12 protein-coding genes are annotated in these 15893 nt (G+C 58.6%); 6 read left to right on the top strand and 6 right to left on the bottom strand.

The window, feature by feature from the left end:
* Window positions 1-38 precede the first annotated feature (38 nt).
* The 3 genes from fliE to G5149_RS02985 all read right to left on the bottom strand — a co-directional run bounded on the left by fliE (window position 39) and on the right by G5149_RS02985 (window position 4747).
* Window positions 39-356 (bottom strand): flagellar hook-basal body complex protein FliE, encoded by a 318-nt coding sequence (gene fliE / locus G5149_RS02995; protein WP_005343949.1) that lies wholly within the window; start codon window positions 354-356, stop codon window positions 39-41.
* 237 nt (window positions 357-593) lie between these two features.
* Complete coding sequence (locus G5149_RS02990; RefSeq protein WP_216979266.1) at window positions 594-3698, bottom strand: efflux RND transporter permease subunit; 3105 nt, start codon at window positions 3696-3698, stop codon at window positions 594-596.
* A complete protein-coding gene (locus G5149_RS02985) occupies window positions 3698-4747 on the bottom strand; it encodes an efflux RND transporter periplasmic adaptor subunit (RefSeq protein ID WP_005343947.1) in 1050 nt (349 codons plus the stop codon). Before G5149_RS02985 ends, G5149_RS02990 begins: the two co-directional genes overlap by 1 nt.
* Before the next feature lie 198 nt (window positions 4748-4945).
* Here G5149_RS02985 and G5149_RS02980 point away from each other — a divergent pair, with 198 nt between their 5' ends.
* The gene (locus G5149_RS02980) at window positions 4946-6499 is read left to right on the top strand and encodes a sensor domain-containing diguanylate cyclase (RefSeq protein ID WP_005343946.1); all 1554 of its coding nucleotides are present in this window, start codon (window positions 4946-4948) and stop codon (window positions 6497-6499) included.
* A gap of 34 nt (window positions 6500-6533) precedes the next feature.
* Window positions 6534-7403 (top strand): patatin-like phospholipase family protein, encoded by an 870-nt coding sequence (locus tag G5149_RS02975; protein WP_216979267.1) that lies wholly within the window; start codon window positions 6534-6536, stop codon window positions 7401-7403.
* 69 nt (window positions 7404-7472) lie between these two features.
* Here G5149_RS02975 and G5149_RS02970 read toward each other — a convergent pair whose 3' ends face one another.
* Together G5149_RS02970 and G5149_RS02965 are read right to left on the bottom strand one after the other, a co-directional pair.
* The gene (locus tag G5149_RS02970; RefSeq protein ID WP_421211523.1) at window positions 7473-8834 is read right to left on the bottom strand and encodes a sodium-dependent transporter; all 1362 of its coding nucleotides are present in this window, start codon (window positions 8832-8834) and stop codon (window positions 7473-7475) included.
* A 200-nt stretch (window positions 8835-9034) separates the two neighbouring features.
* A complete protein-coding gene (locus tag G5149_RS02965) occupies window positions 9035-9301 on the bottom strand; it encodes a helix-turn-helix domain-containing protein (RefSeq protein WP_005343938.1) in 267 nt (88 codons plus the stop codon).
* A gap of 258 nt (window positions 9302-9559) precedes the next feature.
* Between G5149_RS02965 and G5149_RS02960 the strand changes: the two genes are divergently transcribed.
* The 4 genes from G5149_RS02960 (at window position 9560) to G5149_RS02945 (ending at window position 14058) form a co-directional block, all read left to right on the top strand.
* Window positions 9560-10156 (top strand): hypothetical protein, encoded by a 597-nt coding sequence (locus G5149_RS02960; protein ID WP_216979269.1) that lies wholly within the window; start codon window positions 9560-9562, stop codon window positions 10154-10156.
* 308 nt (window positions 10157-10464) lie between these two features.
* Window positions 10465-11484 carry a porin OmpA gene (gene ompA, locus G5149_RS02955; RefSeq protein ID WP_421211520.1) on the top strand — a complete coding sequence of 340 codons (1020 nt, stop codon included), beginning with the start codon at window positions 10465-10467 and terminating at the stop codon, window positions 11482-11484.
* A gap of 305 nt (window positions 11485-11789) precedes the next feature.
* On the top strand, window positions 11790-12791 hold the full coding sequence (ompA, locus tag G5149_RS02950; RefSeq protein WP_421211518.1) for a porin OmpA: 1002 nt from the start codon (window positions 11790-11792) through the stop codon (window positions 12789-12791).
* 229 nt (window positions 12792-13020) lie between these two features.
* A complete protein-coding gene (locus tag G5149_RS02945; protein ID WP_421211516.1) occupies window positions 13021-14058 on the top strand; it encodes an OmpA family protein in 1038 nt (345 codons plus the stop codon).
* 85 nt (window positions 14059-14143) lie between these two features.
* On the opposite strand, the gene G5149_RS02940 is transcribed toward G5149_RS02945, so the two are convergent.
* The gene (locus G5149_RS02940) at window positions 14144-15838 is read right to left on the bottom strand and encodes an NAD-dependent malic enzyme (protein ID WP_100654267.1); all 1695 of its coding nucleotides are present in this window, start codon (window positions 15836-15838) and stop codon (window positions 14144-14146) included.
* Window positions 15839-15893 lie beyond the last annotated feature (55 nt).

Raw genomic sequence — 15893 nt, 5'->3', positions numbered from 1 at the left:
GTCCTTATTGCTGACATGTCATGATGCACAGTCATCATTTATACCGGCATATTCATGATGGTTTTATAGGCCTCAACCATCTTGTTGCGCACCTGTACTGTCGCCTCGAAGGCGATAGAGGATTTCTGGCCAGCAATCATCACCTCGGCCAGATCCACCGACTTGTCGCCCATATCGAAACGGGTGCGCAGATCATTGGCGGCGCCCTGCAACTCGTTGACGTTACCGAGAGCTTGCTGCAACAGCAGGCCAAAATCAGAGGTCACCTGGCGGCCAGGCTGTGGCAGCGGGGTTGCACCGGCCTCTACCTTGAGTGCCTGCATCTCTTGCATCAGGCTGCTTGCACTTATTTCCATTTTCGTCCCCAGACAATTCATTGACGCTGACAGACCGAAAGCAATAAAAGTGCCAATCAGGTAAAAATGGCCTCAAGCCGCAGAAATAGAGGAGAAAAAGGTGGTGAGTAGGATAGTGCCGATTCAATCATGTCACTATCCCCTCGAAGGCTACAACAGCAGAGCCGGCTATCAAGCTCTGCGCGTTTGCGTGATGTATTCCGGTGCCCCGGTCAAAGCAGGCACCGGACACAGCCGTTATGGCACAGAAGTGTCCCCCCTGGCGGCCAGCGCCTCATCCACTTGCTGATCCCGCTGCCCGGTCATGCCGGCGTGACGGGCGATCAGGTGGTAGATAGCGGGCACCACCAGCAAGGTAACCAGGGTCGCCAGCGACAGACCGAAGAAAACCACGGTACCCACCGCCATCCGGCTCTCGTAGCCCGCCCCCATGGAGAGCATCAACGGCACCGCACCGATAATGGCGGTGAGCGAAGTCATCAGGATGGGCCGCAGGCGGCGCACCGAGCCTGCAATAATCGCCTCCTCGAACCCTTCCCCGCGCTGGCGCAGCTGGTTGATGAACTCGACGATGAGGATGCCGTTCTTGGTCACCATGCCGATCAGCATGATCATGCCGATCTGGCTGTAGATACTCATCTCCTGCTCCGTCAGCCAGAGGCCAAGCAAGCCGCCGAAGATGCCGAGCGGCACCGTCATCATCACCACGGTCGGGGTGAGGGTGCTCTCGAACTGGGCCACCAGCACCAGATAGACCACCAGCAGGGCGAGGCCGAAGACCATAGCCATCTCCCCCTGATTGTCGCGGTAATCCTTGGAGTCACCGGCATAATCGACCGTCATGCCGCTCGGCAGATGCTCGTTGGCCCAGCCGTCGAGGAAGTCGAGCGCCTCGCCAAGGGTATGATCCGGTGCCACGTCGGCGGTCAGGGTCACCGCCTTCTGGCGCTGGTAGTGGTTGAGGCGGTTGGCGGTCGCCACCTGCTTGACCGTCGCCAGCGTCGAGAGGCTCACCATCTCGCCATTGGCTGCCTTCAGGTAGATGCGACCGAGATCCGAGATGCCGTTGAACTCCTTCTGGTTAGCGCGCAGGTAGACGTCATACTCCTCGCCCCTGTCCACATAGGTGGTCTTGCTCACCCCGCCCAACATCGCCTGCAAGGTGCTGGCGACGGTGGAAACCGGAATGCCGAGCTGGCTGGCGCTGTCGCGCGAGACGGTCACCTGCAGCTCAGGAGTCTTCTCGGCGTAGTCGAGATCCGGGCTTATCATCAGGCCGCTCGCCTGCGCCGCTTTTTGCAGCTCCAGCCCCAGCTGGTAGAGCTCGGCATAGTCGTTGCCCTGCAGCACGAACTGCACCGCAGCGGTAGAGCCGCCACGAAAGCCTGGCTGGAAGGTGCGGATCATCACATCGGGAATAACCGACAGCTTGGCGCCGAGCGAGCGGGAAAACTCGGTGGCGGTCACATCACGCTCGGCCCAGTCGGTGAGCTGGATGATCACCATGCCGGTCTGATCGCCGCCGCGGCCAAAGGCGGGTGTACTGAAGCTCATCGCCTTGACTACCCCCTGGCCCAGCATCGGCATGATGGTCGATTCCACCTGCTGCATGTTGCGTTTCATCCGCTCGATGCTGGTCCCCTCAGCCCCCTTGACGAAGACGAAGACCACGCCGCGATCCTCGGTCGGGGTGAGGCTGCTCGGCAGCTGGGTGAACAGAGCACCGATACCGCCAAGACAGAGCAGCAGCGCCAGCGGTATCCAACGCGAGCGACGCAGCACCCACGACAGCAGGTGGCGATAGTGCCCTTCCACCCGGCCCAGAGTGCGATCGAGGGCCGCCGTCAGCCGATTCGGCTTGTCAAGCGGGCGCATCAGCCAGGAGCCCATGGCCGGAGTGAGAGTGAGTGCCACCAACGAGGAGCAGAGCACCGCCAGCGAAAGCAACATCGCAAACTCGGTAAAGAGCCTGCCCACCATGCCATCCATAAAAGCGATGGGGATAAAGACCATTACCAGCACCGCCGTGGTGGCGATGACCGCAAACCCCACCTCGCGGGTGCCGTGCCAAGCCGCCAGCAGGGGTGATTCACCCCGCTGCAGATGGTGGTGAATGTTCTCCACCACCACGATGGCATCATCCACCACCAGACCGATGGCGAGGATCAGCGCCAGCAAGGTGATGAGGTTGATGGAAAAACCGAGATACCAGGCGCCGATAAAGGCGGAGATAAGTGACACTGGTACCGTGATGGCAGGAATGAGGGTGGTGCGCCCCTGCCCGAGGAACAGATAGAGCACCGCCACCACCAGCACGGCGCAGATGGCCAATGTTTCATATACCTCGTCGATGGCCTGCTTGATAAAGATGGTGGAGTCGTAGTCAACCTCCAGCTTGGCCCCCTCCGGCAGGAAGCGCTGCATCTCCACCAACTTCTTCTCCACCCCCTGTGCCACCGCCAGCGGGTTGGCGGTGGACTGGGCGACGATGCCGATACCCAGACTCTCGCGGCCATTGCGCTGGTAGGCACTGTCTTCGTTCTTGGCTCCCACCTCCACATCGGCAATGTCGGCCAGATAGACACTCTGACCGTTGGCGGCGGTACGCACCTGCAACTGCTGGAAATCTTCAGCCGTGTGGTAGAGCCGGGCAATCTGCACCGACATGGTCATGGAGTTGTTGCGGATCTCGCCGCCCGGCAGCTCGATATTCTCACGCTTGAGGGCATCCTGCACATCCGCCACCGTGACGCCGCGCGCAGCCATGTCGGCCGGGCGCAGCCGCACATACATCACCTGGGTGAGATCGCCGGATAGCGCTACTTCGCTCACCCCATCCACCAGACTCAAGGGGTCGACCAGCACCCGGTTGGCGTAGTCGGTCATGGCGGTGCGGTCCATCTGGCTGCTGCTGAAGTTGAGCCAGACCGCCACATCACCGCTGCCGCTATCCTTGGTCACCAGCGGGTCGTCGGCATCCTCCGGCAGCTTGCTCTTGGCACGGGTCAGGGCGTCACGCACATCGGAGACCCCCTCCACCATGTTCCAGCCAAGCTTGAACTCCACCGTGATCATCGAGCGCCCCTTGCGGGTCACCGAGTTGATGTTCTTGATACCGCTGATGCCGGAGAGCTGATCCTCGATGGGCTTGGTGACCTGGCTCTCCATCACTGCCGGGGCGGCCCCCTCATAGGTGGTGGTGATGGAGACCGACGGGATCTGCACATCGGGCATCTCCCGCACCGTCAATTTGCTGAAGGCGACCAGACCGAACACGCTGAGCAGGGCGCTGAGCACCACCGCTACCAGCGGGCGGCGTACTGAGATATCGGAGAGCCACATCAGCCATTTACCTCCGCCAGATCGTGGACCTTGGCGCCATCACGCAGATTGACCAGCCCCTCGACCACGATGCGATCGCCTACTTTCAGCCCTTCGGTGACCCAGACGGTCTCCCCCTCGGTCTCGCCAAGCACCACCGGCACCCGCTTGACCCGGCCATCGGCCTCGAGGCGATAGACGAAGCGCTGCTCGCCGGCGTACTCCACCGACTGGGCGGGAATAATGGTGAGCTGGCGGGAGGGGAGCGAGAGCTCCACATTGAGCAGCATGCCCGGGCGCAGTTGACCGTTGTGGTTGGGCAGTTCAACCCGCGCCTTGATGTTCTGGGTCTCGTTGGAGATGCGGCTATCGAGAGTGGTGAGGGTGCCGTTAAAGCGTTGCTCCGGCCAGGCAGTGCTGGTCGCCGTCACCGCCATGCCGGGGCGCAGCAGGGCGAGGTAACGCTCCGGCACCGCCAGATCGAGGCGCAGGGTATCGATATCATCGAGGTGCAGCAGGGTATCGCCGCTATTGACCAGCGCCCCTTCGCTCAAATCAATCAGGCTTACCGTGCCGGCAAAGGGGGCGATGAGAGTACGAAGGGATAGTTCGTAACGGGCGGCATCGACCCGCGCCTGCACCTGATCGACGATGGCCTCCTGCCCCTCCAGCACCGACTGGGTGACGGCACCACGAGCGACCAGCTTGCGCATCTCGGCCAGCTTGCGATTCTCGTCGCGCAGACTGGCACTCTGTTCGGCCAATTCAGCCTGTTGCTTGCCCGCATCCAGAGCGACCAGCGTATCGCCCTTGTTGACCTGTTGACCCGACTGTACCGCAATCTTGATCAGGCGTCCGGTTACCTCGGGTGTGATCACCACCGAGTTGTTGGCCGCCAGCTTGCCTACCAGCTTGAGAGTTGGCTCGGCCAGACTCTGCTTGACGGTCTGGGTACGAATATTGATCTCGCGGGAAGGGGCTTTGGTTGCCGGTTGCAAGTGGCCAACCGCCCACCAGATGGCCGCTATCAGAGAGAGCAGGCCGAGGCCAATCCAGATACGCATTTTCATCAAACAATCCATGAAGTGTTAAGAGGGGTAAATCTGATTGGGGGCCATTTTAGCCCCAGACTATGCCGTGACTATGTATAAATGTGACAAAACGTAACCGGAGCGTGGCAAGATCAGCGCGCTGTGCAGGATTCTGGTCATTTTCACCGCGCTTCGCTTACACTAACGCCCTTTCTTCGCCAATTCAGATGACTCTCGATGCCCAATGTGTTCGATCTTCGCCGCCTTGCGCACCTGACCTGGCTACTGCTGACTCTGGCCATACTGCTGGTCGGAGTGACCCTGCAGCACAGTCTGAAACAGATAGAGAATCTTTATCAGAGCGATACCCTCAACAGTGCTATTTATCTACGAGAGCAGTTCCGACAGAGCGAAATTTTTCTGGAAGCGATGCGCGGGCAGGCCGAAGAGCGGCTGCGCAGCGACCCTCACTCCGTGCTGACCCGCCAGCTTTATCGCCATATTCAACAACTTCCGGGCAAGGGGCTCGCGCTCGACAACATTCCTGCCGACCTGCCCAAAGGTTTGGTGGGCAATCTCACTGGTACCGGTCCGCTACCACCACCGGGCAGCGAGCGGGAAGCTCGCATTCACTTGGCACTGAGTCTGTCACCGCTTCTCTCCACCGCCAGCCAACGCCTGGGGGAAGAGATCGCCTGGGTCTACTTTACCGGTGTGGATAACTTTATCTATCTCTACCCCTGGCAGCCCTCCAGCAGGTTTCATTTCTACCCGAGTATCTACCAAAAACGCTTTTGGCAAGACACTCTGACCAGCAGCAACCCGGACAAGAAAACCGTCCTCTCACGCCCTTATGATGACTTTATTGGCCGCGGCCCCATGGTCACCATGTCCCAGCCACTCTACAAAGAGGGGACGCTGGTAGGGATGATCAGTATGGATGTGCTGCTCGCACGTCTGCAGCAACAACTCGACAAGCTGACCCCGGAGCTGGGGCAGTATCTGCTGCTCAATCAGTACCATCAGGTGTTGGCCAGCAGTGCGCACGAGCTCGTACCGCCACCAGAACCGTTGTCAACCGGCCAATACCTTTGGCGACAGGGGGCATGGCAGCTAACGCTGGCTATCCCCGATACCCCTTTGCGGCTGGTACACCAGGTGAGGCTGCTGCCGCTGTTCCGGGCAATACTCTGCCAGTCTGCGCCAACTCTTCTGGCTATTGCGTTTCTGCTGCTGGCCGCACTTGCCAACCTGAAAGCTCGCCGTCTCAACCAACGACTCAACTACCTCTCCTGCCACGATGCCCTTACCGGTACCTTCAATCGCCACTATCTGGAGCAACTGAAACAAGGAGGCGAGCTGGCACAACTGCGGGCAGGGATACTGATGTTCGATGCCGACCACTTCAAGCGAGTCAACGATCATTTCGGCCATGCCGTGGGTGATATGGTGCTGATCAGGCTGGTGCAGCTTTGCCAACAGCAACTTGGCCAGCAAGACCGCTTGCTCCGCTGGGGTGGAGAAGAGTTTTTGCTGCTGGTTGCCAACAGCGATGAGGTGCGGATAGAGGAGCTGGCAGAACAGCTGCGAGAAGCCGTAGCCGAACACAACTGGGAGGCCATCGTGCCCGGATTAAAGGTTACGATCAGCCTGGGGTATCTCCCTTATCAGCCAGATATTCCTCTGCACGAAGCGGTGCGGCGCGCCGATGTGGCGCTCTATCAGGCCAAGGCCAATGGACGCAACCGCAGTGAGCGATGGTGGGGTGACGCATCCCGACTCTCGGAGTAAGCTGGTCGCTCAAACCCCTTTTTGGAGGAAAGTCGTGCCACGTAAACCCCGCGTAGGACTCGCTCTCGGGAGCGGCGCCGCCAGAGGATGGGCCCATATCGGCGTCATCCGCGCCCTTGAACGTCTCGGCATCAAACCGGATTTGATCGCTGGCTGCTCCATCGGCAGCTTTGTCGGTGCCGCCTATGCCGCTGGTGAACTGGATCGGCTGGAAACCTGGGTGCGCGGCTTTACCCGCCTGCAGGTGGTCAGCCTGCTCGACCCGGCCCTCTCCGGCGGTCTGTTTCGCGGCGAAAAGGTGTTTGGTCTTGCGGCCAGCCATCTAGGGGACCCCGATCTCGAGAACCTGCCCATCCCCTTCGCCTGCATCGCCACCGAGCTCGATACAGGCCGCGAGATCTGGCTGCAACAGGGCCCGCTGCGCCAGTCGGTGCGCGCCTCCTGCGGCATGCCGGGGATCCTCACCCCGACCCGGATCAACGACCGCTGGCTGGTCGATGGCGCTGTGGTCAATCCGGTGCCCATCTCTCTGGCCCGTGCCATGGGGGCCGAGGTGGTGATTGCGGTCAACCTCAACACCGACATGCATCAGCCCTGGACCGACGAGCCGGATCAACCCGGCAGCGGCGGACTGCTCAGCCAGTGGCTCAACCGCGGTGAATCCGCGCCAGCCACCCCGGGTCTGTGGAGCGTGATGAGTGGCTCCATCAACATAATGCAGGAGCGCATCACCCGCGCCCGGATGGCCGGTGATCCGCCGGAGATCCAGCTCTGCCCACGGCTTGGCAGCTTCTCCATCATGGATTTTCATCGCGCCAGCGATGCCATCAACGAGGGGGAAGCCTGTGTCGAGCGCAACCTCGATCAGCTCAAGGATGAACTGGGCCGCCTTGGATTACTGTGATCCCCACGCCCATCGCACCAACAAAAAGAGCGCCTTGTGGCGCTCTTTTGCTATGGCAAAACCTTCGATTTAGAACAGCCCAAGCCCCTTGAGCATCACGATCAGGATCAGCAGCGGTGATACGTAGCGGATGATAAAAAACAGTGGCTTGAGGATGGGCAGAACCAGCTCGCCGCCATTGGTCAGAGCATCGCGCATCTTCTCCTCGCCCCATACCCAGCCAACAAACAGGCAGAGGAAGATACCGCCAAGCGGCATCAGGATGTTGGAGGATAGGTAGTCGAACAGATCGAAGAAGGTCTTGCCCGCAATATGCACATCCGCCATGGCACTGTTGGAGAGCGCACAGGTAGACCCCACCGCACCCAGCACCAGCAGGTTGATCAGGGTCGCCTTGGCGCGGCTCATCTTGAAGCGCTCGGAAAGCACCGAAACCGGCACTTCCAGAATAGAGAGCATGGCACCGGTGGCCGCGATGGCCGACAGCACGAAGAAGAGCACCATGAAAACATGGCCAAACGGAATGCTGGCAAAGACCGCCGGAATGGTGATGAACAGCAGAGCAGGACCGGCGGTCGGCTCGAACCCGAAGGCAAACACCGCCGGGAAGATGGCGATTCCGGCCAGCATGGAGACAAACAGGTCGGCACACATAACCCGGAACGCGGTGACCGGAATGTTCTGGTCATCACGGAAGTAGCTGCCGTAAGTCATCATGCAGCCCATGCCGATGGAGAGCTTGAAGAAGGCAAGTCCCATGGCGGTCAGCACCACGGCGCCGGTGATCTTGGAAAAATCGGGTGAGAAGAGGAAAGAAAGACCTTCGCTCGCTCCCGGCAGCGTCAGACTGCGGATACCGATCACCAGCAGCAGGATAAAGAGTACCGGCATCAGCTTTTTGGTGACAGCTTCGATCCCCTTGGAGACCCCCATCAGCAGGATGCCGCCCATCAAGGCCAGTACCAGCCACTGCCACAGCAGGCTCTGCAGCGGGTTGCTGATCAGCGAGCCAAACGCAGCGCCGGTCACTTTGGGATCAGTGGAGAGAATTGAGCCATCGATCGCCTTGAAGATATAGGCAAACACCCAAGCCGCGACTTCCGAGTAGAAAGACATGATCAGGAAAGCCGCCAGCACCCCCATTACCGCAATCAGCCACCAGGGTTGCCCTTTCGGAGCGAGCTTGTTCAGGGTAGTGACCGCATCGGTTTTGCTTTTGCGGCCCAGCATGATCTCGGAGATCATCACCGGCAGACCGACCAGCAGGGTCGCAATCACATAGACCAGCAGAAAGCCGGCACCACCGTTTTCACCGGTCAGATAGGGGAATTTCCAGATATTGCCGAGGCCGACGGCTGAACCAAGAGTAGCGGCAAGGACACCGAATTTACTGGTAAAGCCATCGCGGACCTTGGGGGGGGTTTGACTCATGCTTGTCTCACTTATTTCGCATCATGCGAGATGAACCGGGTTTTTAGGGTCGGAATTTTCTGAAGTTTATGGCGGTTTGCCAAGATGTTTTGAGCAAAAGCCCTAGATAGAGCACAGATAAGAAAAAAGCGGGGCTCAGGGCTCTTATTGGCGAGCAAAAAAATACCGCCCGAAGGCGGCATTTCTATTCATATCGATGATCAGCCCTTGGCGAGGTCATCCGGTCCGATCTGGCCGATTTCTGCGACTTTTTTGTCCGCCAACAGCCAGAGGGTAAACTTGTGCAGATCCGGGTGGTGAGCAAGGGCAACCAGGAAGGCGCCACCCACTTCACGATAACCCAGCTCATAGTTTTTCAGGGTTGTGGGGGGAACACCGAGCAAATCTGCAAACTTCGGACGGCTCAGACCGACCGCTTCACGGATCTGACGGATCTTCTTGCCAACAGTGACGATATTTGAATTCATAATGTTCCATACTCCGTTTGACGGATTAAATCCGTCTTTATTTTTCGCGACGACTCGTAGTCAAGTGTATCAGTTTTGGTCGGACTCGTTATGGTCGAGCCTCTATCTTTATGAGCGCCTTTCGGCGACAACCCTTATCTTCAACGGGGGATGGTAATCGCTCAGCTGTCTCAGGTAAACAGTCTCGAAAAGAAACCTTTATTGTTGCCACCAGAATAACTCGTATAATCCGCCAGCTACCCATTAAGAGGAATAAGTATGGCGTTTCCCGGCATTATCTCTCGCCTGCACCCGGTTTCTGACCCAGCCCAATTGCAACAACAGCTCACTCAAGGCGCACAATATCGCGCCGAAGCATTCTGGCTTCCGGCCTTGATGCCAAGCCACGTCAGCGAGCTGCTGGCCGCCCTGCCGGAGAGTTGCAGCCTGTTTCTTGAACAGGAGTCGCAGAACCTGTCTTTGCGCAGCCACGATGGCACCCTGCATAACAATGAAGAACTCATCACGGTAAATGGCCAGTCTATTGCTCTGGCAACCACCCCGGGTGATGGTGGTCTGGTAGCCGAATCGGGCATGTGCGAGATGACCGACTGGCTGGAGGCGGGACACCGCCATTTCATCTGTTCAGCTGCGGTTCAGCCTGTGGCACGGGCCATACTCAACATCTGGCCCCTGGATCCCTATCTGGCCCGCCACTACCTGATGACGTTTACTCCCCTGCTTAAAAGTGCAACGGAAGCAGAGTACCTTGAGGTGTTTACTGCCAGAGCACATCCTGCCAACCCGCACTCCGACTGGGTTCAGGCCTATATGAAGCTGGAAAAGAAACTGCACAGGGCCTATCTGGATCACTAATTAATCTGGATAAACAGCCAGTTAAGGTCACGACACAATTTGCCATAAGGCTCATTTGTGAGCTTGATCATGTTTTAAAATCGGCATAGAGTGCGCCTCGTCATCGGAATGACATCAGTTGCCTGGCAGCGGTTTATCACGCTTTGCGTGCCATGCCAGTGCACTCGACACACCAGGAGAGTGTGCAACCCGGTTATACCGGGTCATCTGCCAGACTCGACGCCAGCCGTACGGCGGAGCCTGCAGCTTACATAAATTACAAAGTGTGAAGCACGTGAATAACGTGCGATCTCAACGAGGATTTTTTTATGATGAAAATGGCTCCTTCCATGATCGCCATCGCCATGGCTGCTATGGGTGCTACCGCTGCTCACGCCGCTGACGACATCTACTTCGGTGCCGGTGTCGGTGCTACTCACTTCAACGGCCTGAACAAGCTGGAAAGCACCAATGTAGGCCAGGAAGACGCAGCTGCTGCCAACGCCTTCATGGGTTACAACTTCACCGAGAACTTCGGTACCGAACTGGGCTACCAGTACACTGGTCGTGGTAACACCGACGGCAACCGTTACGAGAGCCAGGGTGCCACCCTGTCCGGTATCGCCCGTCTGCCGGTTGGCAACGACTTCTCCCTGTTCGCTGAAGGCGGCGCCTACTGGGGTCACACCGATGGTCTGGGCACCAGCGACACTAAAGTTTCCCCGCTGGCCGGTGCCGGTGTGACTTACAAAGTAAATGACGTGCTGGACCTGCAAGCTCGTTACCGCTACATGTGGGATGTGGCTGACCTGCACGCCAACGGTGAGCGTTACAAAGCCAACCAGAGCATCGCTACTCTGGAAGCGGTATACCACCCGTTCCGTACTTCCTATGTAGCTCCGGTAGCTGCTCCGGTTGTTGAAGAAGCGCCGGCTCCTGCTCCGCAAGTGGTAGAGAAGAACTTCGCCCTGAACTCAGACGTGCTGTTTGCCTTCGGCAAAGACACCCTGAAGCCGGAAGGCGTTGCAGCCCTGAACGGTCTGTATCAGCAAATCGTTGAGTTCCAGCCGAAAGATGGCAACGCTGTTGTAGTTGGTTACACCGACCGTATCGGTTCTGACGCTTACAACCAGAAGCTGTCTGAAGCCCGTGCCCGTACTGTTGCCAACTTCCTGGTGAGCAAAGGTATGGCTGCCAGCAAAGTTGCCATCGAAGGTCGTGGCGAAGCTAACCCGGTTACCGGCACCAAGTGCAACGGCGTAACCGCTAAAGCTCAGCTGATCTCCTGCCTGGCTCCGGATCGTCGCGTAGAAGTTCGCGTATCTGGCGTACAAGAAGTTCAGCAATAATCTGACCTCGTTCAGATAGTGTGAAAAAGGGGTGCTGCGGCATCCCTTTTTGTTTATCTCGTTCTCGCTTGCATCCCTCATTCCCACCACCCTGCCCTTGCCTGCCCCGCCTCGAAAGCATAAAGTAGTTGCGCCTGTAAGGTATTGGATAAGCACTAAAAAGCGCTTCTTGTCCGGTCTGTTGTCCATGACGCCAATGCATCATGAGAGTCCAAAGCCTTCGCTATCCACTTTGCTGGCTATTTTTCGCAGCAATAAAAACAAGTGCATTGCCCGACATGGGCTAACACAACGAGGATAAACCGATGAAACTCAAAATGGCTCCTACCCTGATTGCACTGGCGCTCGCCGCCGCAGGCACCACAGCTCAGGCTGCCGATGACTGGTACACCGGTGTTGGTGCAGGTTGGGCATATGCTCATAACCTTGACGATGTACAAGGTCTGGATACAGACAAAGACGCCACTGCGCTGAACCTGTTCGGCGGTTACAACTTCAACGACTACTACGCAGCTGAGCTGGGCTACCTCTACGCCGGTAAAGCGGGCGTTGACGGTGCCGATTTCAAAACTCAGGGTGCAACCCTCTCCGGTATCGCCCGCCTGCCGCTGGGCGACATCTTCTCGGTGTTTGCTGAAGGTGGAGCCTACTTCAATCACGTCAACGGCAATGGCAACAGCGACAACGGCACTGCGCCGCTGGCGGGTCTGGGCCTGACTGCCAAGCTCTCCGACCTTATCGATGTGCAAGCCCGCTACCGCTACATGTGGAGTCTGGGTGACGAGCAGAAGACCTGGGAGAGCGACATGAGCGTCGCAACCCTGGAGCTGGTGATGCACCCGAACCGCACCACTTACGTGGCCCCCGCTCCGGCACCAGCACCCGAGCCAACCCCAGAGCCTGTGGTGGTTGACAAGAACTTCGCCCTGAGCTCTGACGTGCTGTTTGCCTTTGGCAAATCCACCCTCAAGCCAGAAGGTGTCGCAGCGCTCAACACCCTGTATCAGCAGATCGTCGACGTACAGCCAAAAGATGGCAGTGCCGTGGTCGTCGGTTACACCGACCGTATCGGCACTGACGCCTACAACCAGAAACTCTCCGAAGCACGCGCCCGTACCGTAGCCGACTTCCTGGTTGGCAAGGGCCTGCCGGCTGGCAAAGTTGCCATCGAAGGCCGCGGTGAAGCCAATCCGGTCACAGGCACCCAGTGCAACAGCGTCAAGGGCAAGGCTCAGCTGATCTCCTGCCTGGCGCCGGATCGCCGCGTTGAAGTGCGCGTCACCGGTGTGCAACAAGTCACACAATAATCCTGATCACCTGGATAAGCAGGAGGCCATATGGCCTCCTTTTTATTGTCTTCCATGCCGCCCACCTCAGGCTATCTTTCCTCTTCCCGCATGGTTTCAGTGACATAGGTTCACTTATTGCCGCAATCCACACCTCTTGAGTGGTTAAAAACAACCCGTCACCTATACATAAGTGTGGGGTTTGACCAACAAGCAGCCCCACTAAACCACACATCGACGAGGATACGCGATGAACATAAGATTAAAACCTGTGTGGATTGCACTGGCATTGGCGAGCACAGGCGCACAAGCGGTACCGGTCCATGACTGGTATGCCGGGATAGGCGGTGGCTGGGCGATAGCCCACGATCTGAATGATTTCAGCCAGGATGTCAGCAAGGATGCGACTGCGCTCTCCCTGTTTGGCGGCTACAACTTCACGGAGAACCTGGGCGCCGAAATTGGTTACCTCTCCACCGGTGACTGGGATATCAGCGGCCATGACTTCAACAGCAAGGGAGCTACCCTGTCTGTGATTGGTCGTTTGCCGCTCAGCGAGATGTTCTCGGTGTTTGCCGAGGGTGGTGGCTATATCTATCACGTTGAATCGATCAATGGCGGGGACGACAACCTGGCACCGCTGGCAGGCCTGGGAGTGACGGCCCGGCTCCATGACTGGGTCGATCTCCAGGCCAGGTATCGTTATCTGGTCAGGGTCGGCGATGATCCTGACAATGACAAGGCAAACAGCGGCACCCAGCGCTGGGTCAGCGACATCAGCACAGCAACCCTGGAAGTAGTGATCCATCCCAATCGCAGCCAGCCGACAGAGCCGGCTCCCACGCCCGCACCGGTCGTGGTCCCCCCGCCACCGGCCGAACCGGAGATGGTAGATCAGACCTTCAACCTCAGTTCCGATGTGTTGTTCGCCTTTGGCAAAGCGGACCTCAAACCGGAGGGGATGAGCGCGCTGGACGCTCTCTACCAGCAGATCGTCGATGTACAACCCAAGGATGGCAGTGCCGTCGTGATGGGATATACCGACCGTATCGGCTCGGATGCCAGCAATCAGAGGTTGTCAGAAGCTCGGGCCCAAACCGTTGCCGACTTTCTGATCAGCAAGGGATTGCCTGCCGACAAGGTGAGCATCCAGGGCAATGGCGCGAGTAATCCGGTCACCGGCAGTCAGTGTGATGCCATCAAGGCGAAGGCGGCGCTCATCGACTGCCTTGGGCCGGATCGCCGGGTAGAGGTGCGTGTCACCGGCGTACAGGGCGCCAGCGAGTAGTTCATCTTGAGGCGATAACCATGTCAGACGTGCAGTAAAAAGGGATGCCGAGGCATCCCTTTTGCTTTGCATCTTCTCGCAGAAATCAGAACGAGGTGCGGCGGTAGCGGCGATACTCCGGATGCCAGAAGTTGGCGTCGATGGCCTGATCGATCACCTCGTCCGGGGTCTGCACCGCCTTGCCCTGCAGCATGGCGGTCTTGGCCACCATCTTGGCGATGTAGCGGGAGACCTGATGGATATCCGCCAGATCCGGCAGCAGAGAACCCTCCTCCCCTTTCACCAGCGGCGAACACTCCGCCAGCGCGCGGCTGGCCGACATCAGCATGGCGTCGGTCACCCGGGTGGCGCCGGAGGCGATGACGCCAAGGCCGATCCCCGGGAAGATGAAGGAGTTGTTGCACTGGGCGATGACGTAGCGCTTGCCCTTGTGCTCCACCGGTGCAAACGGACTGCCGGTGGCCACCAGCGCCTGACCGTCGGTCCAGCGGATCAAATCCGCAGGTGTCGCCTCGACCCGGGAGGTGGGGTTGGAGAGCGGGAAGATGATGGGACGGGCACAGTGCTTGTGCATGGTCTTGACCACCTCTTCGGTAAACAGCCCCGGCTGGCCGGAGACCCCGATCAGGATGTCCGGGCGACCATGCTCCATCACCTCCAGCAGGGAGATATTGTCCCCCACCGGCCAGTCTTTGATCCGCTCCACCGGTTGGGAGAGACGGCGCTGGAAGTCGAGCTGGTTGGGGATCTTGTCGGTGATAAGACCAAAGCGGTCCACCATAAAGACACGGCTGCGGGCCTGGGCATCGGTCAGCCCCTCGGCCTTCATCTGTGCCACGATCTGCTCGGCGATACCGCAACCGGCGCTGCCCGCACCGAGGAAGGCAACCCGCTTCTCGGAGAGCTTGGCACCGGAGGCTTTGCAGGCGGCGATCAGGCTGCCCAGGGTCACGGCAGCCGTACCCTGAATGTCGTCGTTGAAGCAGCAGAGCTCGTTCTTGTAGCGGTTGAGCAGTGGCATGGCGTTGTTCTGGGCGAAATCCTCAAACTGCAGCAGGATATCGGGCCAGCGGCGCTTGACCGCCTGAATGAAGGCATCGACAAACTCGGCGTACTCATCTCCCGAGATACGCGGATTGCGCCACCCCATATAGAAGGGGTCATTGAGCAGTTGCTGGTTGTTGGTGCCGACATCCAGCACCACCGGCAGGCAGTAGGCGGGCGAGATACCGCCACAGGCGGTGTAGAGGGAGAGCTTGCCGATGGGAATGCCCATGCCGCCGATACCCTGGTCACCCAGACCCAAGATCCGCTCGCCATCGGTCACCACGATCACCTTGACGTTCTGCTTGGTGGCGTTTTGCAGCATGTCATCGATCCTGTCCTTGTCCGGATAGGAGATAAACAGGCCACGGGCGCGGCGATAGATGTTGGAAAACTCTTCGCACGCCTTGCCCACCGTCGGGGTGTAGATGATGGGCAGCATCTCGGTCAGGTGGTTGTGCAGCAGACGGTAGAAGAGCGTCTCGTTGGTATCCTGGATGTTGCGCAGATAGATGTGCTTGTCCATGTCGTTGCCAAACGCCATGAACTGGCGATAGGCGCGCTCGGCCTGCTCTTCGATGGTCTCGATATTCTGGGGCAACAGACCTTCGAGGTTGAAGTTGCTGCGCTCTTCGCTGGTGAAGGCGCTGCCCTTGTTGAGCAAAGGGGTCTCCAGCAGGGCGGGACCGGCGTAGGGAATGTAGAGAGGACGTTTCTGGTTATTATCTTCAAACATGGATCTTGGTACCTAAACGGTTAGCTAGACGCAGGGACCCGCCGATCCTAGGGGC

This window comes from Aeromonas sp. 600479 (assembly GCF_049175515.1).
Classification (GTDB): Bacteria; Pseudomonadota; Gammaproteobacteria; order Enterobacterales; family Aeromonadaceae; genus Aeromonas; species Aeromonas veronii_A.
Note: the sequence above shows the minus strand (reverse complement) of the source record. Positions and strands in the feature narration are given on the sequence as shown.